Raw genomic sequence first — 20456 nt, 5'->3', positions numbered from 1 at the left:
CGCATCCGGAGCGGGAGCGCGACATGGCCAAGGTCATCGAGACGGACGACGGCACGATGCTGACGGTGGATCTGGGCGTCGGCCCGGGTCGTGCCAACAACCGCGACGACGTCACCGTCGTGCAGTATCTGCTCAACCTCTATTTCCAGCATCCTAATCAGGCGCGCGTGCGCGAGCTGGCTGGCCCCTCGGCCAGCCGCAAGCTCGTGGTCGACGGCATCATCGGTCCGCGGACCAAAGCGGCGATCGCGACCTTTCAGGACGCCATCATCGCTATGGACAATGCGCAGATCGTCTCAGACGGCTGCGTCGACCGGATCCGCAACGAGACCATGGTGATCCGCGGGACCTCGGCGCTCTACACGATCTTCGAGCTGAACAGCTACGCCTGCGCGCTCTATCTCGACGACAACGACATCACCGATTTGCGCTTCCGCAGCGATTTCCCGCCGCGTCTGGTGCCCATCGTCAACCGTTATCTTCCGGCCTGGGCGCGCTGGAAATCCCGTGCCTCCTGAGTCACCCCGTCTTGAGGACTGCGTCATGCCACCGCTTGATCTCCGAGCGCCGCCAACCTACCGTCCGGTAGGTTGGCGCATCGGGAGGAAAGCGGCATGTCCGCAGTCGAGAAGATCGGGTCCGCAGGAACGGCGGCACGCTCGCCCTATTTCACCGAGGAACACGAGGCGCTGCGCGATCAGGTCCGCCGCTTCGTCGAGACCGAGATCAAGCCGCACGCCAAGGCCTGGGAGGAAGCGGGCTTCGTCCCGCGCGAGGTGCTCCGCAAGATGGGGTCGCTCGGCTTCTTCGGCATCCGCTATCCGGCCGAATATGGCGGCTCCGAAATGGACACGCTTGCGACCGTCGTCCTCGCCGAGGAACTCGGCCGCTCGACCTTTTCCGGCGTCGCGATCACGGCGCTGGTCCACACCGACATGGCCTCCGTCCACATCGCCAATGCCGGCAGCAAGGCCCAGCGCGACCGGCTGATGCCGGCCATCATCGCCGGAGAGAAGATCGTCGCCGTCGCCGTCACCGAGCCCGATGCCGGCTCGGACGTGAAGGGCATCCGCACCACGGCTCGCCGCGAAGGCGACAGCTATGTGCTCAATGGCGCCAAGGTCTACATCACCAACGGTGTCCACGCCGATCTCTATTGCGTCGCGGCCAAGACCGATCTCGCGGCCAAGCCCTCGCAGTCGGTCTCGATCTTCCTGGTCGAGAAGGGCACGCCCGGCTTCCGCGTCGCCCGTGAACTCGACAAGCATGGCTGGCGCTCCTCGGACACGGCCGAACTCGTCTTCGAGGACTGCCGCATCCCGGCCGAAAACCTGCTCGGGCAGGAGGGGCGCGGCTTCTACGCGATCATGAGCAATTTCCAGAACGAGCGCACCGTGATCGGCGCCATGGCGATGGGCGAGGCGCAGGCCGCGATCGACCTGACGCTGGACTATGTGAAGACCCGGAAAGCCTTCGGCGCCCCGCTCTGGGACAAGCAGGCCATCCGCCAGAAACTCGCCATGCTGGCCGCCAAGGTGGAGGCCGGCAGACAGCTCGTCTATCACGCGGCCTGGCTCGACGCGCAGGGCGTCGATGCGACCCGCGAGGTCTCGATGGTCAAGGCCTACTGCGGCGAGCTGGTAAATGAGGTCATGTATGCCTGCCTGCAGTTCCATGGCGGCATGGGCTATATGCGCGAGAGCGCGATCGAGCGCATGACGCGCGATGCCCGTGTTCAGGCCATCGGGGGTGGCGCCACCGAAGTGATGCTGGAAGAGGTCGCCAAGCGGCTGTGAGCGCAGCGACGGATACTCTCCCGCGCGAGGCGGCCGTCGGCGGCTCGCGCCGCCTGATCCTCGACACGGCGGCGCGGCTCCTGCGCGCCGGCGGCTACCACCAGACCACCCTGCGCGACATCGCGGAGGCGGTCGGCATCCGCAAGGCGAGCCTTTACCACCACTTCGCCTCCAAGGAGGAGATCGTCGAGGCGGTGGTCAATGACGGCGTCCGCTTCGTCCACGAGACCGTCGTCGCCGCGCTCGCCGCGACGGAAACCGCGCCGCCCCCGCAGCGGCTCGAGGCGGCGATCATTGCCCATCTGACCGCCCTCCATGGCCAGCGCGACTACACCACCGCGAGCTTCCGCGTCTTCACCCTCGGCGCGACACCGGTGCCCGAGAGCGTGCGGGCGGCGAGGCGGGCCTATGAGGATGTCTGGCGTGGGCTCATTACGGAGTTGCAGGCGGCTGGAGCCCTGCCCAGGGAACGCTCGCCCGATCTGATGCGCTACATGATCCTGGGGGCGATGAACGGCTCGATCGACTGGTTTCGTCCCGGGCGTTTCGCGATTGCAGAGGTCGCGCAGGAGTTTTCGGCCCTCATCCTTGCCCGTTGGTAGAAAAGACCGTCACCTCGGAAGCGACGGGTCGATTTAACTCGCTTTTGAGGTGTTATCGCGGACAAGCGCCGCATGGGTGGGGATAGACTGAAGTTCGGCGGCGAGTTTCGCGATGCCGCCATGGAGCACGCCTTCACGGCTGCCCGTCTGGATGAGACGCTCCGGCAATGCCGGCTGCTGTTCCTGCTCTCGGCGGTGCTCAACACGCTGTTTCTGGTGAGCGACTGGCGTTTCGTGGGGACGCCGCATTTTTTCGTGGCCGTGCCGGCTCGGCTCTGCGTCGTCGCCTTCTCGCTGATCTGCTTCCTGCTGGTCAGGCGTGCGACCGGCGTCGGCCGCGCCCTTGGAGCGACACTGCTCTGGCAAGCGACCACGGCCGTGGCAGTCGCCTTCCTCGTCAGCTCGCGCAGCGATCTGGCGCTGTTCGTCGTGCTGCTGCTGCCGTCGATCTTCTACCTCGTCGCACCGACGCCGTTCCGCTTCACCCTGCTCATGGGGATGGGCGCGAGCGTGCTGATGCTGGTGGGCTATCTCGGGCGCGGCCCCTATCCCTCGACGCTGCTCGGCCTCGTGCTGGTGCTCGTCATGCTGAACTTCGCGCTCAGCCTCGTCGTCATTCATGCCAACCGCCTGCGCCGGCTCGAATGGCTCGCGACCCGGTCCGAGCGCACGGCGCGCGAGGCGCTGGAGGCGAGCCAGGCCCTGCTGGAACGCGTCTTCATGGCCGTGCCGATTCCGCTCGTCGTCACCGCGGTCGACGATGGCCGCTATCTGCGCGCCAACGAGGCGGCGATCCGCTATCTCGGAACGCCGGGTGCCGTCGATCTCGCCGGCCGCACGATTGTGGACAGCATCAGTCTCGACGACCGGCGACGCGCCATCGCCGAGCTCCGGGCCAGCAGCCGGATCGAAGCGCTGGAGGTGCCCCTGCGCGACGGCCAAGGACGAATGCGCGAAGCCGTCATCACGGCGGCCTCGGTGCCGGTCGGCCAGGGCCAAGGCTTCGCCGCCGGCATCGTCGATGTCACCGAGCGCAACGCCGCCGCAGCCCACATGCGCTGGCAGGCGACGCATGATGCGCTGACGGGCCTGCCCAATCGGCTGATGTTCCAGGATGTGCTGACGGAGGCGCTCGCCCGGCGTGGCGAGGGATGTGTGGCCGTCTTCCTGATCGATCTCGACGACTTCAAGTCGATCAACGACACGCTCGGGCATGATGTCGGCGACAGGCTTCTGGTCAGTGTCGGAGAACTGTTGACCGCGGCTCTGGCGCCGGGGGACAGGGTGGCGCGGCTCGGCGGCGATGAATTCGTGGTCGTGGCGCCGCTCCCGCCGGGACCGGAGACGGCGGCGGCCAAGGCCCGCCATCTGCTCCAGGCTCTGCAGCGTTCTCTGCCGGATCTTGCGATCGCGGGTCCGATGCGCGCGAGCATCGGCTTCGCGCTGGCGCCCCAGCACCACGACGAGGCGGGCGAATTGCTCAAGGATGCCGATCTGGCCCTCTACCGCGCCAAGGCGCTCGGCCGGAACATGGCGGTGGCCTATGAGCCGGCGATGCGCGAGGCCATGAATGCGCGGGTGGAGATTTGCGGCGCAATCTCGGAGGCCGTGGCGCAGGGGCGGATCCTGCCCTTCTACCAGCCCCAGATCGATCTCGGCAGCGGCGCGGTGGACGGGCTGGAGGTGCTGGCGCGCTGGGACCATCCCGAGCGCGGCATCCTGCCGGCCGGGGCCTTCCTGCTGGCGCTGCAGGATCCAGAGACCGCGCGACAGATCGGCGAGGCGGTGCTCCGCCAAGTGCTGGCTGACTGCCGCGGTTGGCGCGACGCCGGTGTGACGGTCCCGCGGATCTGGCTCAATCTCGCACCGGGCGTATTCCGCGACCCGCTGTTTGCGGACGGGCTGCTCGAGCGGTTGCGTAGTGCGGGGCTCCCACCGACCCAGTTCGGGGTCGAGGTCACGGAGAACGTCCTGCTGACGCGGCAGGGCGATCAGGCCGGCCCCGCCCTGTACCGGCTGCGGGGCGCCGGCATCAGCGTGGCGCTGGACGATTTCGGCACCGGCTACGCCTCGCTCACCCATCTGCGACGCTTCCCGGTCGATGTCGTCAAGATCGACCGCTCCTTCGTCGCCCGCATCGGCGAGCAGGGCGAAGATGCGGCGATCGTCCGCGCCGTGGTCGCGCTCACGGCTGAACTCGGGCTGGATGTCGTTGCCGAGGGCATCGAGACGCTGCCGCAGCAGGAGTTCCTGCGCGCGCATCGCTGCTGCTTCGGCCAGGGATTTCTCTATGCGCCGGCCGTCGCGGCGCGGGATGTGTCGGCGCTGCTGGCGAAGCCGGATTTGCGGCCCGCTGCCGACGCAGGGCAGGGCGGCGTCGTTCCCGCCTGACGCCGCGGCGCAGGCTTTGCTAGCCTCGCGGCATTCGGGCCGCGACCGGCCCGTCCCCGGAGACCTGTCGACCCATGCGCGCCTTCTATCACCCCGACCAGTCGATGCACGATCCCAAGCAGTATCTGCGTTTCGGTGCGGTCGTCGCGCCGAAGGATCTGCCGGAGCGCACCGCGCGGTTGCTGGCGGCGCTGGCGCGGCACGGCATCGCGCCCGAGCGGCCGGTCGCCCATGGCAAGGACCCGGTGCTGGCGATCCACGATGCCGGCTTCGTCCAATTCCTCGAGACCGCCTGGAAGCGCTGGCAGGACCTGCCGGCCGAGCGCGGTCCCGAAGTCTGGCCCAGCACCTTCCCCTATTGGAGCGGGCGCCCGGAGGAAGACGTCCGACCGCCCTGCCGTCCCACCGGCTTCATCGGCCAGCTCGGCTGGTATCTCGGCGACATGTCGGTGCCGATCGGCGAGCACTGCTGGCACTCGACGCTGCTCTCGGCCGAGACGGCGGTCACGGCCGCCGATGCTGTCATCGCCGGCGAGCGCGCCGTCTATTCGCTCTGCCGCCCCTCGGGCCACCACGCCCGGGCCGACCGTGCCAGCGGCTTCTGCTATCTCAACAACACCGCCATCGCGGCCCAGCGCCTGCGCTCGAAGTTCGGCAAGGTCGCGATCCTCGACGCCGACGCCCACCACGGCGACGGGACGCAGCAGATCTTCTACCGCCGCGACGACGTCCTGACGATCTCGGTCCATGCCGATCCGTCGAACTACTACCCCTTCTACACGGGCTATGAGGACGAGCGCGGCAACGGGCCGGGCGAGGGCTTCAACCTCAACCTGCCGCTGCCGCATGGCGCCGGTGGCGCCGAGATGGCCGCGGCGGTCGACAGGGCGGGCGAGGCGATCAAGGCCTTCGGCGCGGATGTCGTCATCGTCGCGCTCGGCTACGACGCCCACAAGGATGATCCCATCGGCGTGCTGAAGCTCGACGCCGCTGATTTCGGCAACATCGCCACGAAGGTGAAGTCCTTCGGCCTGCCGACGCTGGTGGTCCAGGAGGGCGGCTACGCGATCGAGGCGATCGGCGAGTGCCTCGACGCGTTCCTCGGCGGGTTCAAGGCGTAGCCAGATGCGTCATGGTCGGGCTTGACCCGACCATCTCGTAACGAGGGGAGCCTGCTAGTTTAGTAGTGGGCTCACGCGGCAAGAGATTCTCGGGTCGCCCATTGGGCGCCCGAGAATGACGGTCTGCCTCAGATCACCGCCTCGATCAGGAACGGCCCCTTCCGGCCGAGCGCGCCCTTGAAGAGCTTGGTGAACTCCTCGGCGGTGGTCGCGCGCGCCGCTTCCACGCCCATGCCGCGCGCCATCGACACCCAGTCCAGCGCCGGTTCGTCGAGATTGAGCATCAGCGTCGCATTGCGGCCGAAATCATTGACGCCGACGGCGCGCATCTCGCCATGCAGGATCGCATAGGTCCGGTTGGCGAAGACGACCGTGACGATATCGAGGTTCTCGCGCGCCTGGGTCCACAGGCCCTGGACGGTGTACATGCCCGAGCCGTCGGCCTGCATGCCGATGACCTTGCGGTCGGGGCAGGCCACCGCCGCGCCGACGCACATCGGGATGCCTTCGCCGATCGCGCCGCCGGTGAGCTGGAGATAGTCGTGCTGCGGCGCGTTGTGGCACTGCTGGTAGAAGACGCGGCCGGACGAGACCGACTCGTCGCAGATGATCGCGTTCTCGGGAAGCAGCCGCGCCACGATGGTGCAGACCTTGTCGGCGTCGAGGGTACCCGTCGGCAGCGCCGTCTCGGTCTGCGCCTTGGCGATGAAAGCGGGCTCGACCTTGGCGGCGCCGGTCTCCTCCGCCAGCGCATCGAGCGCGCCGACGAGATCGTCGCCCATCTTGCCGAGCGTGGTCACGGTGCAGCCGTCATGGATGAGGCGGCCGGGCTTTCCGGGATAGGCGAAGAAACCGACCGGGATCTGCGCGCCGACCAGCACCAGCAGGTCGACGTCCTTCAGCTGCTCCAGAGCCATGTCGACGGGGTAGAACACCTTGGGGATCGCGACGCGCCCGGCGCCACGCTCGATGCGCCCGTTCGACATCTGCCCGTACATCTTGCAGCCGGTCGCCGCGCAGATGCGCGCCGCGGTCTCGAGCGCTCCGGCGCGCAGCGACGCGCCGGTCATCATCAGCGCGGCGCGCGAGCCATGTTTGCGCAGCGCGGCCGCGACCTCGCGGATGGTATCGCTGCCGACCGTCCGGAAGGCCGGCACCGGCGTCGCCTTGACCTCGGCCGGCTCGACCGAGCCCCAGGCGCAGTCGCCGGGCAGGATCACGGTCGCGACGCCCGGCAGCGACATCGCCGCCGCATAGGCTTCGCCGATCGCAGGCCCGACATCCTCCGGCGTCGCGATCCGGTGCACGTAGTGCGACATCGGTCGCGCCAGGCTCTCGATGTCGCTGGTCAGCGGTGCGTCGTTGACGAGGTGATAGGTGGCGTGATCGCCGACGACGTTGATCATCGGGGTCCAGGCCCGGCGGGCGTTGTGCATGTTGGCGAGCGCATTCGCCATGCCCGGCCCGCAATGCAGCAGCGTCGCCGCCGGTTTGTCCGCCATGCGCGCATAGCCGTCGGCGGCGCCCGTCACCACGCCCTCGAACAGGCCGAGCACGCAGCGCATTTCCGGCTTGCGGTCGAGCGCTGCCACGAAATGCATCTCGGAGGTGCCGGGATTGGCGAAGCAGACATCCACGCCATTGACGAGCAGCGTGTCGCAGAGGCGGTCGGCACCGTTCATTCCGAGTATCCCACGGAAAAGAAGAAGAGGGTCGTCGAAGGGACGCACAGGGGAGGGGATGTTCCCGATCCTGTCAAACGAGAGAATGTCATCGCTGTCCCCAGCCGCGGTGATCGACCGCTTGACGGATTTGCATATGCATTTAACCTCGTCTGGAACGAAGGTTGCATCCGGCGCCGCCATGCGCTGCGATGGGTTTCCGCCCTCGCGCATTGGGTCGGACATCACAACAGGGGAAGGTTCCGTCATGACAGGTTTGAAGCGTTGGGGAACGGTCGCGGGTCTCGGTCTCGCGGCGGCGCTGGCCACCGGCGGCGCGCAGGCGCAGACCAAGGTCAGCATCGGCATTTCGGGCTGGACCGGCTTCGCGCCGCTCGTCCTCGCCAAGGAGGCCGGGATCTTCGCCAAGAACGGCCTCGACGTCACGATCAAGAAGATCCCGCAGAAGGATCGCCACCTCGCCATCGCCTCCGGCGACATCCAGTGCGCGGCGACCACGGTCGAGACCTGGATCGTCTGGGACGGCGCGGGCGTGAAGACCAAGCAGATTTTCCAGCTCGACAAGAGCTACGGCGCCGACGGCATGGTGACGCGCTCCGGCATCGGTTCGATCAAGGATCTCAAGGGCAAGACCGTCGCGGCCTCGGCGCCGGGAACCTCGCCCTATTTCGCGCTGGCCTGGTTCCTCAAGGAGAACGGCATGTCCGTGAAGGACGTGACCGTGGTCAACATGGAGCCCGGCCCGGCCGCTCAGGCCTTCATCGCCGGCCAGAACGACGCGGCGATGACCTATGAGCCCTATCTCTCGGCCGTCCGCGAGAAGCCCGACGCAGGCAAGATCATCGCCACCACGCTCGACTACCCGATGGTGATGGACACCTTCGGCTGCACGCCGGCCTTCCTCGCCGCCAACGACGCCGCCGCGGCCGCGCTGACCAAGAGCTATTTCGAGGCTCTGGACATGATCAAGGCCGACCAGGCCAAGGCCTATGGCATCATGGGCGCCGATGTGAAGCAGACCGCCGAGCAGTTCGGCAAGTCGGCCGGCTTCCTGCGCTGGTCCGATGCCGAGGGCAACAAGAAGTTCTTCTCCGGCGACTGGCAGGCCTTCTCGGCCAAGGCAGCGGATCTTCTGCTTGAAATCGGCTTGATCAAGACCAAGCCGGACCTCGCCAGCCTCGTCGAGACGAAATACGTCGCCGGCAAGTGAGCTGACCTGGGTCCCAACCTAACGAAGCGCGGGGAACCCTCTCCCGTAGGGAGAGGGCAGGGTGAGGGGTCGGCCGATTGACGCTTCGGCCGTGAGCTCACCGCGGCCTCGCTTCGTATTCGGCGCTTCACTGGTCCAGGGGCCGACACCTCACCCCTACCCCTCTCCTTACAGGAGAGGGGATCCCGCGCATCCTCTTGTCAGCGACTGAGTCATGAAACCCCTTCAGCCGGTCTCTGCGCCCGCCCGCATCGGCTATGGCGTCGCCTTCTTCGTGCTCTTCGTGGCGCTGTGGTCGGTCGCGACCTTCGGCGGCTACGTCCAGAAGCTGTTCCTGGCCGACCCTTTCACCATGGTCCGGGAGGGGTACAATCTCCTCTTCCAGTATGGCTTCGCCTTCGACATCGGCATGACGATCTGGCGCGTCGTCGGCGGCTTCGTGCTGGCGGCTCTCGTCGCGCTGCCTCTCGGGATCGCGATGGGCGCCTACAAGCCGGTGGAAGCCTTCCTCGAACCGTTCGTCTCCTTCGCGCGCTATCTGCCGGCCTCGGCCTTCATTCCGCTGCTGATCCTCTGGGCCGGCATCGGCGAGGCGCAGAAGCTGCTCGTCATCTTCATCGGCTCGGTCTTTCAGCTCATCCTGATGATCGCGGTGGCGGTCGGCTCGATCCGGCGCGATCTCGTCGATGCTGCCTATACGCTCGGCGCCACCGACACCTCCGTGGTGCGGCGCGTGCTGCTTCCGAATGCGGCCCCCGAGATCGCCGAGATCTTCCGCCTCGTGCTCGGCTGGGCTTGGACCTATGTCATCGTCGCCGAGCTGATCGGCTCCTCCTCCGGCATCGGCCACATGATCACCGACAGCCAGGCGCTGCTGAACACCGGCCAGATCATCTTCGGAATCATCGTCATCGGCCTGATCGGGCTGGTGTCGGATTTCCTCTTCAAGGCGGTCAACCAGCGCCTGTTTCCGTGGGCGCAAAGGTAGTCGGTCGCGAAGATGAGCAAGCTCCTCGTCGAGAATGTCGGGAAGGTGTTCCCGCCCCAGCGTGGCGGCCAGCCGACGCGCGCCCTCATGCCGACCTCGCTCAGCGTCGGCGACAACGACTTCATCGCCATCCTGGGACCCTCCGGCTGCGGGAAGTCCACGCTTCTGCGCATCATCGGCGGGCTCGAGACGGCGAGCGAGGGGCGCATCATGCTCGACGGTGCCCCCGTCACCGGGCCGGGTGCGGACCGTGGCTTTGTCTTCCAGAGCTACACGCTGTTCCCCTGGCTGACCGTCGTCCAGAACATCGCCTTCGGCCTGCGCGAGAAAGGTCTCGCCGAGCGCGAGCGCCTCGACATCGCCCGCGGCTGGGCCGAGCGCGTCGGGCTGGCGAGCTTCGTTGACCATTTCCCCAAGCAGCTGTCGGGCGGCATGCAGCAGCGCACCGCGATCGCCCGCGCGCTCGCCAACGACCCCAAGATCCTGCTGCTGGACGAGCCCTTCGGCGCGCTCGACAACCATACGCGCGCCCTGATGCAGGAGATGCTGCTCGGCATCTGGGAGCGCGAGCGCAAGACGGTGCTCTTCGTCACCCACGACATCGAGGAGGCGATCTTTGTCGGCTCGCGCGTGGTGGTGATGAGCGCGCGCCCCGGTCGCATCAAGGCGGACATCCCCGTCGATCTGCCGCATCCGCGGCCCTATACGATCAAGACCAGCCCGGAATTCGTCGCCCTGAAAGAGCGCCTTGTCGAGGAAATTCGCGCCGAGGTGATGGCGGCCGACCATTGAGGGAGGCGATGGCGCCGCCGGGCCGTCTGGCCCGTTCCTCCCCAGCCCGACGTTGTGGCCGACCGGTGTTCCGTTCCGGCGATTGACACCCGGTGGTGCAGATGCTTGTCTCTGCGTCAATTGGCCTGACCATATGGCCAAAAGAGCCTCTCTCGACAGAGGCCTTGGGATGGAAACCGGGAGCAGACTGTGCCGCTCGAAGCTGTCGAGTCGCCACGCCTTTATCGACAGATCGCCGACCAGCTCCGCCATCTCATCGATCGGCGCGAGTATCCGGCGGGCGGCCGGCTGCCGCCGGAGCGCGAGCTCGCCGAGAAGCTGGGGGTCTCCCGCCCCTCCGTCCGCGAGGCCCTGATCGCGCTGGAGGTCGAGGGCCGCGTGCGCATTCGCATGGGCTCGGGCGTCTATGTCGTCGAGCGGCCGGTGGCCCCGGCGACGCTGATTGCGACCGACGAAGCGCCGGAGGGCCCCTTCGAAGTCCTGAAGGCGCGCGAACTCGTCGAGAGTGCGATCTGCGCCGAAGCCGCGGGTGCCGCATCATCAGCCGACATCGCGGTCCTGGACGACATCCTGCGCCGCATGGAACTCCCCGAGCTCGGCAGTGACGAACTGGTCGCCCTCGATCGCGCCTTCCACGTCGCCATCGCGGCCAGCCTTGGCAACGCCGTGCTCGCCCGCTTCGTCGGCCTGCTCTTCGACCAGCGCATCAACCCGTATTTTCGCCAGCTCGCGAGCTATTTCGAGAACGCAGATTCCTGGCGGGAGGCCGTCGGGGAACATCGTGCCATCCGCGACGCACTGGACGCAGCGAGCGGAGAGGCGGCGCAGGCGGCGATGCGGCTCCATCTTCAGCGCTCTCAGGAACGCTTCTCCCAAAGCTTCGGCGAGGGGCCGCTCCGGACCCACACCGGGAATGTCGGGCTGTCGCGCATCGCCGGAAAGTCCGGATGATGACGCGGCCGCCGGGAGCAGGATCAGCAATCACCAAGAAGAAGACCGCGTAACGACGTCAACGAAATCAATCCCAAGGGAGGGACGACAATGAAGAAGACCTGTCTGACGATCATGGCGATGGCCGCCGGCCTCGCGCTGGGCGGCCTGCCGGCGCAGGCCCAGACCAAGCTGAAATGGGCCCATGTCTACGAGACCTCGGAGCCCTTCCACACCGAATCGGTCTGGGCGGCGGACGAGTTCAAGAAGCGGACAAACGGCCGCTACGAGATCACTGTCTTCCCGGCGTCGCAGCTCGGCAAGGAAACCGACATCAACCAGGGACTCACCCTGGGAACGGTCGACATCATCATCTCCGGTTCGAGCTTCGCCGCGCGCTCCTTCGCGCCGATCGGCGTGACCTACTATCCCTTCACCTTCCGCAGCCCCGACCACCTGCTCGCCTACACCAAGAGCGATGTCTTCACTGACATGGCCAAGGGCTATCAGGAGAAGACCGGCCACCAGATCGTCTCGGTGACCTATTACGGCACGCGCCACACCACCTCGAACCGGCCGATCAAGAGCTGCGCCGACATGAAGGGCCTCAAGATCCGCGTGCCCGACGTGCCGGCCTATCTCGCCATGCCGCGCGCCTGCGGAGCCAACACCGCGCCGATCGCCTTCGCCGAAGTCTATCTGGCGCTGCAGAACGGCACCGTCGAGGCGCAGGAGAACCCGCTGACCACGATCGAGGCCAAGAAGTTCTACGAGGTCCAGAAGCACATCGTCCTGACCGGCCACATCGTCGACCACCTCAACACGGTCGTCGCCAAGCAGCTCTGGGACAAGCTGTCGCCTGAAGACCGCAAGATCTTCACCGAGGTCGCGCAGGAGGCCTCCGCCAGGGCCACCAAGCAGATCCAGGCCTCCGAAGCCAAGCTCGTCCAGTTCTTCAAGGACAAGGGCCTGACGGTGACCGAGGTCGACAAGGCCGATTTCCTCGCCAATGTCCAGAAGAACGTCACCTTCGAGCAGTTCGGCTATCGCAAGGCCGACTGGGAGCGGATCCAGGCAATCAAGTAACGCCTTCGACAAACGGACCCGGCGGCGTTCTCGCCGCCGGGTCTCCTGCTTCGCCGGCCCCGCTGCGGCCGCATCACGAGAGGTCTGCCGTGGCCGCCGATGTTCGACACGAAATCCACACGCCCGTGACCGGCGAGGAACTGGCCCACGTCTTCGACGAGGCGCCGCCGCCGGCCGATCTCTCGGTTTATGGTGTTGAGGACTGGATCACGCTCGCCGCCTTCTGGGTCATGGTGGGTTGCGTCATCCTGCAGTTCTTCACACGCTATGTCCTGAACAATTCCTTCGCCTGGACCGAAGAGATCGCCATCAATGCGCTCGTTGTCGTGGTCTTCCTCGGCGCGTCGCTCTGCGTGCGGGCCTCCCGGCACATCCAGGTCGACTTCCTCTACCGCTACATGTCGGCGGGTGCTGGCCGGATCATGGCGACCTTCGTCGATGTCGTGCGGATTGGCTTCCTGGCCTATGCGACCTGGCTGACCTACAAATACGCCTCGCTGATCCCCGACGAGATGATGACGACGGTGGACCTGCCGAAGTCGATCGTATTCAACGCTGTCGTCCTCGCCTTCGCGTTGATGACGCTGCGGGCGCTGCACGTCGCCTGGCAGAACTGGCGCCGCGGGTATTCCGTGCTGGAAAAGCCCGAAGCCTTCGACGGCTCGGAGGCCTGAGAGCGACCATGCTGATCCTTCTCGGTTCCTTCCTCGGCCTGATGATCCTCGGCGTGCCGGTGGCCATCGCCATGGCCGTCGCCTCGCTCGCCTTCATCCTGATCTCGGGCAATGTGCCCGACGTCATCCTGGCCCAGCGCATGATCGCGGGCGTCGAGAGCTTCCCGCTGCTCGCCGTGCCCTTCTTCATCCTGGCCGGCAATCTCATGAACATCGCCGGCGTGACCGGGCGCATCTATGCCTTCGCGGTTGCGCTCGTCGGCTGGATGCGCGGCGGGCTCGCGCAGGTCAACATCATCGGTTCGGTGATTTTCTCGGGCATGTCGGGCACCGCGATCGCGGATGCTGCCGGCATCGGCACGATCGAGATCAAGGCGATGAAGGACCACGGCTACCCGACCGAGGTGGCTGTCGGCGTCACCGCGGCTTCGGCGACGCTGGGGCCGATCATCCCGCCCTCCCTGCCTTTCGTCATCTACGGGATGATGTCGAACACCTCGATCGGCGCGCTCTTCCTCGCCGGCGTTATCCCCGGCGTGATGATGACGCTGTTCATGATGGTGACGGTCGCGATCTTCGCCCGGATCTACAAATGGGGTTCCGATGCCGCCTTCTCGCTGCGCGAGATCGGAACGGCCGGCATCGAGGTGCTGGTCGTCCTCGGCTTTCCCCTGCTCGCCTATGGCCTCGTCTGGGTGGGGCTTGAGGAGAACCTCGCCATTGGGCTCGCCCTCGCGGTGCTGCTGGGCCTCGATTACTATTTCGACTTCTCGGCCGTGATGGCGCTGATGACGCCGGTCATCCTGATCGGCGGCATGACCATGGGCTGGTTCACGCCGACCGAAGCCGCCGCCGCCGCGGTGATCTGGTCGCTGTTCCTCGGTCTCGTGCGCTATCGCTCGATGACCATGCGCAGCCTGACCAAGGCGACCTTCGACACGATCGAGACCACCGCTTCGGTTCTCTTCATCGTCACGGCCGCCTCGATCTTCGCCTGGCTTCTGACCGTGTCGCAGACGGCGCAGATCCTGTCCGACCTCATTCTGGGCCTCACCCAGAACAAATGGATCTTCCTCGTCCTGGTCAATCTGCTGCTGCTGTTCATCGGCTGCTTCCTCGACACCATCGCCGCCATCACCATCGTGGTGCCGATCCTGCTGCCGATCGCGCTCAAGCTCGGCGTCGACCCGATCCATTTCGGGCTGATCATGGTGCTGAACCTGATGATCGGGCTGCTGCACCCGCCGCTCGGCATGGTGCTCTTCGTGCTCTCGCGCGTCGCCAAGCTCTCGGTCGAGCGGACGACCATGGCGATCCTGCCCTGGCTGATCCCGCTCTTCGCCGCCCTGATCGCGATCACCTTTATCCCCGAGCTGACGCTCTGGCTGCCGCGACAGATGGGGATGGTGCGCTAGGCAAAGCCGGCCCGGTGGCCCGGCGGCGGGGTCAGCCCGGCGCCGGGCCGCTGTAGCGCGCACGGGGGCGGATCAGCCGCCCCGTCTCGTTCTGCTCGAGGGCATGCGCCAGCCATCCCGTGGCGCGGGCCGCGGCGAAGATCTGGAAGGGCGCGTCGTCGCCCAAACCGAGATGCGCGGCGAGCGCCGTCAGGGCGAAGTCGACATTCGGCTCGGCGCCCGTCATGGACATGACGACGGTCCTGGCTTCGGCGTAGGCGGCGGGGATGTCGAAGCCGGCCAGCAGCGCCCGCCCGCGCGGGTCTCCGTCGGGGTAAAGCGGGTGCCCGAAACCCGGTAGGCGCGCCCCGGCGGCCAGCCTGTCGGAGACGGTGGCCGCAATGCCGTTTGCCTGGGCCTCCCGCATCAACCCGAGCACCCGGCGCGCCATGCCGCCGTGGAGAGGCCCGGAAAGCGCTGACAATCCGGCCATCACGCAGGCCGCCAGCGAGGCTCCGGTCGAGGCGGTGACGCGGACGGCGAAGGTCGAGGCGTTGAGCTCGTGATCGGCCAGCAGGACGAGCGCCCGCCGGATCAGATCCGCGCCGTCCGCGCAGCCCCAGGCCCGCGCGAGCCGCTGATGGATCGGGCCCTCGCCCGGGCCGCCGGCCACCGCATCGACCAGCGTATCGAGAACGGCGGCCGCCTCCAGGTAGAGCGCCTTCTTGGTGCGGCCGGCCATCGCGGTGTCGCTGGCGGCGCGGGTGGCGATGGCGGTGAACATGCGCGTCAGGGGAGCACCGGCCGGTACAGGCTGCGTCAGCGTGGGAAAGCGCTGCGCCCCGCAGTCCCAGAGCAGCCTTGCGACATCCTCCAGACGGGCCGTCTCCGCGAGCTGTGCAGCGTCCTGACCGCGATACCAGAGCCTGCCGCCGGCGATCGTGGTGATGCTCGACGTCAGGACCGGTTCGCCCCAGGCGATGGCATCCTCGGCGATGGCCGCCCGTCGCCGTCCTCGCATCTTGCGCTGTTCGAGGCGCGCGATGTCCTGCGCGCGATAGAGCTTACGGCGGGCATCGTCGGCCTCGCCCCTAGTCTCGATCAGGCCGCGGCTGACATAGGCGTAGAGCGTCTGCGGCTTGAGCTTGAGCCGTGCCATCGCTTCTGAAGCCGTCAGCCAGTCGCTCATCGAAATAGATTGATTATATTGTTCAAGATTGATCGTAGCGCCCGATCCGCTGATCCTCAAGGCCTTGCCTTGAAGGAGTCCAGCCCATGTCCGATGGTCTTGAAGACGTCGTTGCCGCCCACACCACCCTGTCCGACGTCGATGGCGTCGCCGGCCGTCTGGTGATCCGCGGCCGCAGCCTCGATGATCTGGCGGGGCGTATGGCCTTCGAGGAGATGGTCACCCTGATGCTCGGCGGGCTCCTGCCCGGGCTGCCCGAGGGAGCGGAACTGCAGGCGGTCCTCGGTGCGGCGCGGGCCTCGGTCTTCCCGATTGTGCTGCGCGCGTCGCTTCCGGCGGGGCTGTCGCCCGTCGAGGCCCTGCGCACCTGGACTGCGCTGATCCCGGATGGCGAGGACGCCGGCACGGCGGTGACGCTGCTGGCCGCACCCGCCGTGTTCACCGCCGCCGCGGTGAGGCGGGCCCGCGGTCTCGAACCGGTCGCTCCGGAAGCGGGCCTGTCTCACGCCGCCGACACGCTGCGCATGCTGGGCGGAGACCGACCGAGCGCTGCCGAGGCGGCGGCGCTCGATGCCTATCTCGTCACCGTGGCCGATCATGGCCTCAATGCCTCGACCTTCGCGGCCCGGGTCGTCGCCTCGACGCGCGCGGGGCTCGTCTCGGCCGAGCTGGCCGGCATCAGCGCGCTGAAAGGCCCGCTCCATGGCGGCGCGCCGGGACCCGTGATCGACATGCTCGACGCGATCGGCGAGCCGGGCGATGCGCGCGCCTGGCTCGAGGCGGCGCTGGACCGGGGCGAGCGGCTGATGGGCTTCGGCCACCGTGTCTACCGCGTGCGCGATCCGCGGGCCGATGCGCTGAAGGCCGCGCTCCGGCGGCTCGGCGCCGACTCCGCGCGGCTCGTCCTCGCCGAGGCGGTGGAACAGGCTGCGCTCGCCATCCTGCGCGAGCGTAAGCCGAACCGTCCACTCGAAACCAATGTCGAATTCTACACGGCGCTGCTGCTGGAAGCGCTGGGCTTCCCGCCGGAGGCCTTCACCTGCGTCTTCGCGATGGGGCGCACGATCGGCTGGCTCGCCCATGCGCAGGAGCAGATCGCCGGCGGCAGGCTGATCCGCCCGCAATCGGTCTATGTCGGGCCGCGGCCCATGCAGGCGGCGTGAGGCGACGCGTCTTAGCGAGGAGCGCAGCGACCAAGCTATCTGGGGGACACGGAGCTCGGCCGCCTCTGGATTGCTTCGCTGCGCTCGTGATGGCGGGAGCGCGCGATCAGCGCTGGGGGGCCAGCCGGATCACATAGAGCGCGTGCCCACCATCATCGGAGACACAGGTCATCTCGGCCGGCCCCTGGATGAGGGCGCTGTCGCCCGCGGAAAGCGTCGCCTCGTCAATGGTCCAGCCGCCTTCGGGCGCGACCAGCAGCAGGACGGCTTCGCCCGCGATGCGGTGTTCGCCCGGGCCCACGAGCCGCTCGACGCTGTGCGTCCAGGCGCCGCGCCGGCTCATCACGTTGAGATCGACGATCGGCCCGTCGATCAGGAGGCCGTCGACAGCCCGGTCGGCCGCGAAGGCGAAGGGCGGGGAGGTGTGATCGAGCGCCACCGCCTCGCCATCGCCGAAGGCCAGCCGAATGCCGGCACCGGTCAGAACGCACAGCGTCCGGTCGAGTCCCGGGAAGGAGGAGAACGGTCCGTCCGCCCCGACCTGCGCCATCGAAACCCGCCAGTCGAAATCGCTCAGCGAAGCTCCCCCCGGCCACACGACGATCTCGGTCGTCGTCCCGCCGCCGTTCTTCCACGGCATGGTCCGGCAATCGGCGGCGCGGATGATGCGCATGAGTATGTCCTCAGACGGAACGCGGTCGATCTCTCTTGTCATTCCGGGGCATGGCGAAGCCATGAGCCCGGAACCCAGAACCGATGCCGGGTCCGAGACAAGCGGGGCCATCTTTCATTGTGCGGCAGAGGTTCTGGGTTCCGGGCTCGGCGCTGTCGCGCCGCCCCGGAATGACGGCGCGACTTTGAGCCGGCGGCTGCGCCTTACCCCAAAATCCCCGGCAGCTTCAGCCCCTTCTCCCTCGCGCAGTCCTGCGCGATCTCATAGCCGGCATCGGCATGGCGCATCACGCCTGTCGCCGGGTCGTTCCAGAGCACGCGTTCCAGCCGCTTGGCCGCTTCGGCTGAGCCGTCCGCGACGATGACCACGCCCGAATGCTGCGAATAGCCCATGCCGACGCCGCCGCCATGGTGCAGCGAGACCCAGGTCGCGCCGCCGGCGGTGTTGAGCAGGGCGTTGAGCAGCGGCCAGTCGGAAACCGCGTCGGATCCGTCCTTCATCGCCTCGGTCTCGCGGTTGGGCGAGGCGACCGAGCCGGAATCGAGATGGTCGCGGCCGATCACGACCGGCGCCTTCAGCTCGCCCTTGGCCACCATCTCGTTGAAGGCGAGGCCCAGACGGTGACGGTCGCCGAGCCCGACCCAGCAGATGCGCGCGGGCAGGCCCTGGAACTGGATGCGCTCGCGCGCCATGTCGAGCCAGTTGTGCAGATGCGCGTCGTCGGGCATCAGCTCCTTCACCTTGGCGTCGGTCTTGTAGATATCCTCGGGATCGCCCGAGAGGGCCGCCCAGCGGAACGGGCCGATGCCCCGGCAGAACAGCGGGCGGATATAGGCGGGCACGAAGCCGGGGAAATCGAAGGCGTTCTCGACGCCCATGTCCTTGGCCATCTGGCGGATGTTGTTGCCGTAGTCGAGCGTCGGCACGCCCATCGTCTGAAAATCGAGCATCGCCTTGACGTGCTCCGCCATGGAGCGCTTGGCGGCCTGGATCGTCCCGGCGGGATCGCGCTCCTTGCGCTCCTCCCACTCTGCAATTGTCCAGCCGGCCGGCAGATAGCCGTTGAGCGGGTCATGCGCCGAGGTCTGGTCGGTGACGACGTCGGGCCGGATGCCGCGGCGGACCATGTCGGGGAAGATCTCGGCGGCATTGCCGAGCACGCCGACGGAAACGGCCTTGCCGGCCTTGTGGGCGCGCTCGACGATCTCCAGCGCCTCGTCGATGCTGTCGGCCTTCTCGTCGAGATAGCGCGTGCGCAGGCGGAAATCGATCGAGGAGGGCTTGCACTCGACCGCGATCATCGAGGCGCCCGCCATGGTCGCCGCCAGCGGCTGGGCCCCACCCATGCCGCCCAGCCCGCCGGTCAGGATCCACTTGCCCTTGAGCGAGCCGCCGAAATGCTGCCGACCGACCTCGACGAAGGTCTCGTAGGTGCCCTGAACGATGCCCTGCGTGCCGATATAGATCCAGGAGCCGGCCGTCATCTGGCCGTACATCATCAGCCCGAGCTTATCGAGATGGTGGAAATGCTCCCAGTTCGCATAGGCCGGGACGAGGTTGGAATTGGCGATCAGCACGCGCGGCGCGTCCGGATGCGTCTTGAAGATGCCGACCGGCTTGCCGGACTGGACCAGCAGCGTCTCGTCGGCCTCCAGAGAGCGCAGCGAGGCGCAGATCCGGTCGAAATCCTCCCAGGTCCGGGCGGCGCGGCCGATGCCGCCATAGACCACGAGCTCGCCGGGCTTCTCGGCGACGTCGGGGTCGAGGTTGTTCATCAGCATGCGCAGCGGCGCTTCGGTCAGCCAGCTCTTGGCGGAGAGCTCCGTGCCGTGGGGGCTGCGGATGACGCGGCTGTTGTCGATGCGGGTCATGAACGGCTCCGTTCGTGCTGGGCCGCGGCGTCGAGCGTGGCGGCGATGATGGCGGAGAGGGCGGATTGCAGCGGCGCGGCGATCGCGGCATCGAAGGTCCAGGGCGGCGCCTCGGTCGCGAGATAAGCTGAGAGCGCCTTCTCCATCTGGAGCGCATGAACGTGCGCGTCGGGCCGGCCGTAATGCCGGGTGATCCAGCCGCCCTTGAAGCGGCCGTTGACGACATGGGTCAGGGGCTGCGCCGCCATCGCCGCCGCTGCCGCCGCCTCGATGGCGGCTGCGCAGCTCTGACCCGAATTGGTCCCGAGATTGAGCGTCGGCAGCGTGCCGGGAAACAGCCGCGGGATCACCGACTTGATCGAGTGGCAGTCCCACAGCACGGCATAGCCATGGGCGGCCTTCACCCGGTCGATCTCGGCCGCGAGTGCCTCGTGATAGGGCGCGAAATAGGCGGCGCGGCGCCGCTCGATCTCGGCCGCGTCGGGCGGTGTGATCCAGATCGGCGCCCCGTCGAAGGTCGTCATTGGTACGAGTTCCGTCGTCGCCTGGCCGGGATAGAGCGAGACGCCGGACGGGTCGCGGTTCAGGTCGATGACGAAGCGCGACAGCTTCGCCTCGACGATCGTCGGCTGGAAGCGCTCCGCGAAGGCGTAGACCTCCCGCATGTGCCAGTCCGTATCCTCGACCAGCCGCCCGCGTTCGTTCAGCGCGGCTTCGACCTCCGGCGGCAGCCCGGTGCCGGGATGCGGCATCGAGAGGATGAGCGGGGAGGGGCCCCGGGTGACGGTGACGATCGAGGTCATGAGCGTCTTTTCGCAAGCGTTGCGTCTTGTCCATTGAGGCGCGGGGAACCCCTCTCCTGTAAGGAGAGGGGCAGGGGTGAGGTGTAGGCCC

The 20456-nt window shown here is 67.5% G+C and carries 18 protein-coding genes; 13 read left to right on the top strand and 5 right to left on the bottom strand.

The window, feature by feature from the left end:
• Positions 1-23 precede the first annotated feature (23 nt).
• The 5 genes from AX750_RS13970 to AX750_RS13950 all read left to right on the top strand — a co-directional run bounded on the left by AX750_RS13970 (position 24) and on the right by AX750_RS13950 (position 5910).
• Entirely contained in the window at positions 24-518 is a 495-nt protein-coding gene (locus tag AX750_RS13970) for a hypothetical protein (RefSeq protein WP_066716650.1), read from the top strand.
• Positions 519-614: 96 nt separating this feature from the next.
• On the top strand, positions 615-1796 hold the full coding sequence (locus tag AX750_RS13965; protein ID WP_066716648.1) for an acyl-CoA dehydrogenase family protein: 1182 nt from the start codon (positions 615-617) through the stop codon (positions 1794-1796).
• Positions 1793-2398, top strand: coding sequence for a TetR/AcrR family transcriptional regulator (locus tag AX750_RS13960; protein WP_066716645.1), 606 nt, complete (start codon positions 1793-1795; stop codon positions 2396-2398). The genes AX750_RS13965 and AX750_RS13960 overlap by 4 nt, the downstream gene beginning before the upstream one ends.
• Before the next feature lie 72 nt (positions 2399-2470).
• The gene (locus AX750_RS13955) at positions 2471-4789 is read left to right on the top strand and encodes a GGDEF and EAL domain-containing protein (protein WP_066716642.1); all 2319 of its coding nucleotides are present in this window, start codon (positions 2471-2473) and stop codon (positions 4787-4789) included.
• A 74-nt stretch (positions 4790-4863) separates the two neighbouring features.
• A complete protein-coding gene (locus AX750_RS13950; RefSeq protein WP_066716641.1) occupies positions 4864-5910 on the top strand; it encodes a histone deacetylase family protein in 1047 nt (348 codons plus the stop codon).
• Positions 5911-6038: 128 nt separating this feature from the next.
• Here AX750_RS13950 and AX750_RS13945 read toward each other — a convergent pair whose 3' ends face one another.
• Positions 6039-7592, bottom strand: a complete 1554-nt coding sequence (locus AX750_RS13945; protein ID WP_066716639.1) for an acetolactate synthase large subunit — start codon at positions 7590-7592, stop codon at positions 6039-6041.
• A 247-nt stretch (positions 7593-7839) separates the two neighbouring features.
• On the opposite strand from AX750_RS13945, the gene AX750_RS13940 reads away from it, so the two are divergent.
• The 7 genes from AX750_RS13940 (at position 7840) to AX750_RS13910 (ending at position 14687) form a co-directional block, all read left to right on the top strand.
• Positions 7840-8802 carry an ABC transporter substrate-binding protein gene (locus AX750_RS13940; RefSeq protein WP_066716637.1) on the top strand — a complete coding sequence of 321 codons (963 nt, stop codon included), beginning with the start codon at positions 7840-7842 and terminating at the stop codon, positions 8800-8802.
• 214 nt (positions 8803-9016) lie between these two features.
• Positions 9017-9790: an ABC transporter permease gene (locus AX750_RS13935; protein WP_066716628.1), complete on the top strand. Its 774-nt coding sequence runs from the start codon at positions 9017-9019 to the stop codon at positions 9788-9790.
• A 12-nt stretch (positions 9791-9802) separates the two neighbouring features.
• Positions 9803-10582 (top strand): ABC transporter ATP-binding protein, encoded by a 780-nt coding sequence (locus AX750_RS13930; protein WP_066716626.1) that lies wholly within the window; start codon positions 9803-9805, stop codon positions 10580-10582.
• Positions 10583-10771: 189 nt separating this feature from the next.
• Positions 10772-11533 (top strand): FadR/GntR family transcriptional regulator, encoded by a 762-nt coding sequence (locus AX750_RS13925; RefSeq protein WP_082735148.1) that lies wholly within the window; start codon positions 10772-10774, stop codon positions 11531-11533.
• A gap of 114 nt (positions 11534-11647) precedes the next feature.
• On the top strand, positions 11648-12598 hold the full coding sequence (locus AX750_RS13920; protein WP_066734767.1) for a sialic acid TRAP transporter substrate-binding protein SiaP: 951 nt from the start codon (positions 11648-11650) through the stop codon (positions 12596-12598).
• A gap of 89 nt (positions 12599-12687) precedes the next feature.
• Positions 12688-13272, top strand: coding sequence for a TRAP transporter small permease (locus AX750_RS13915; RefSeq protein WP_066716624.1), 585 nt, complete (start codon positions 12688-12690; stop codon positions 13270-13272).
• A gap of 8 nt (positions 13273-13280) precedes the next feature.
• Positions 13281-14687 carry a TRAP transporter large permease gene (locus AX750_RS13910; RefSeq protein WP_066716620.1) on the top strand — a complete coding sequence of 469 codons (1407 nt, stop codon included), beginning with the start codon at positions 13281-13283 and terminating at the stop codon, positions 14685-14687.
• A 31-nt stretch (positions 14688-14718) separates the two neighbouring features.
• Here AX750_RS13910 and AX750_RS13905 read toward each other — a convergent pair whose 3' ends face one another.
• The gene (locus AX750_RS13905) at positions 14719-15855 is read right to left on the bottom strand and encodes a citrate synthase family protein (RefSeq protein ID WP_066716618.1); all 1137 of its coding nucleotides are present in this window, start codon (positions 15853-15855) and stop codon (positions 14719-14721) included.
• An 86-nt stretch (positions 15856-15941) separates the two neighbouring features.
• Between AX750_RS13905 and AX750_RS13900 the strand changes: the two genes are divergently transcribed.
• The gene (locus AX750_RS13900; RefSeq protein WP_066716616.1) at positions 15942-17018 is read left to right on the top strand and encodes a citrate synthase/methylcitrate synthase; all 1077 of its coding nucleotides are present in this window, start codon (positions 15942-15944) and stop codon (positions 17016-17018) included.
• A 106-nt stretch (positions 17019-17124) separates the two neighbouring features.
• Here the strand turns inward: AX750_RS13900 and AX750_RS13895 are convergent, their stop codons facing one another.
• From AX750_RS13895 to hutG, 3 genes are all read right to left on the bottom strand, one after another.
• Positions 17125-17691: a HutD family protein gene (locus AX750_RS13895; RefSeq protein WP_066716614.1), complete on the bottom strand. Its 567-nt coding sequence runs from the start codon at positions 17689-17691 to the stop codon at positions 17125-17127.
• 203 nt (positions 17692-17894) lie between these two features.
• The gene (gene hutU / locus AX750_RS13890) at positions 17895-19562 is read right to left on the bottom strand and encodes a urocanate hydratase (RefSeq protein ID WP_066716612.1); all 1668 of its coding nucleotides are present in this window, start codon (positions 19560-19562) and stop codon (positions 17895-17897) included.
• Positions 19559-20365 (bottom strand): N-formylglutamate deformylase, encoded by an 807-nt coding sequence (gene hutG / locus AX750_RS13885; RefSeq protein WP_066716609.1) that lies wholly within the window; start codon positions 20363-20365, stop codon positions 19559-19561. The genes hutU and hutG overlap by 4 nt, the downstream gene beginning before the upstream one ends.
• Between the last annotated feature and the right edge of the window lie 91 nt (positions 20366-20456).

Source organism: Methylobacterium sp. CCH7-A2 (assembly GCF_001557075.1).
GTDB classification, from domain to species: domain Bacteria; phylum Pseudomonadota; class Alphaproteobacteria; order Rhizobiales; family Beijerinckiaceae; genus Allobosea; species Allobosea massiliensis.
The sequence above is the reverse complement of the archived record's forward strand: the minus strand, read 5'-3'. Positions and strand labels throughout refer to the sequence as shown.

Coding starts and splice junctions, on each gene's coding strand:
- AX750_RS13940 (WP_066716637.1), top strand. CDS start 7,840: ATGACAGGTTTGAAGCGTTGGGGAACGGTCGCGGGTCTCGGTCTCGCG.
- AX750_RS13920 (WP_066734767.1), top strand. CDS start 11,648: ATGGCGATGGCCGCCGGCCTCGCGCTGGGCGGCCTGCCGGCGCAGGCC.
- AX750_RS13900 (WP_066716616.1), top strand. CDS start 15,942: ATGTCCGATGGTCTTGAAGACGTCGTTGCCGCCCACACCACCCTGTCC.
- AX750_RS13945 (WP_066716639.1), bottom strand. CDS start 7,592: ATGAACGGTGCCGACCGCCTCTGCGACACGCTGCTCGTCAATGGCGTG.
- AX750_RS13970 (WP_066716650.1), top strand. CDS start 24: ATGGCCAAGGTCATCGAGACGGACGACGGCACGATGCTGACGGTGGAT.
- hutU (WP_066716612.1), bottom strand. CDS start 19,562: ATGACCCGCATCGACAACAGCCGCGTCATCCGCAGCCCCCACGGCACG.
- AX750_RS13950 (WP_066716641.1), top strand. CDS start 4,864: ATGCGCGCCTTCTATCACCCCGACCAGTCGATGCACGATCCCAAGCAG.
- AX750_RS13905 (WP_066716618.1), bottom strand. CDS start 15,855: ATGAGCGACTGGCTGACGGCTTCAGAAGCGATGGCACGGCTCAAGCTC.
- AX750_RS13930 (WP_066716626.1), top strand. CDS start 9,803: ATGAGCAAGCTCCTCGTCGAGAATGTCGGGAAGGTGTTCCCGCCCCAG.
- AX750_RS13965 (WP_066716648.1), top strand. CDS start 615: ATGTCCGCAGTCGAGAAGATCGGGTCCGCAGGAACGGCGGCACGCTCG.
- AX750_RS13935 (WP_066716628.1), top strand. CDS start 9,017: ATGAAACCCCTTCAGCCGGTCTCTGCGCCCGCCCGCATCGGCTATGGC.
- hutG (WP_066716609.1), bottom strand. CDS start 20,365: ATGACCTCGATCGTCACCGTCACCCGGGGCCCCTCCCCGCTCATCCTC.
- AX750_RS13955 (WP_066716642.1), top strand. CDS start 2,471: ATGGGTGGGGATAGACTGAAGTTCGGCGGCGAGTTTCGCGATGCCGCC.
- AX750_RS13910 (WP_066716620.1), top strand. CDS start 13,281: ATGCTGATCCTTCTCGGTTCCTTCCTCGGCCTGATGATCCTCGGCGTG.
- AX750_RS13895 (WP_066716614.1), bottom strand. CDS start 17,691: ATGCGCATCATCCGCGCCGCCGATTGCCGGACCATGCCGTGGAAGAAC.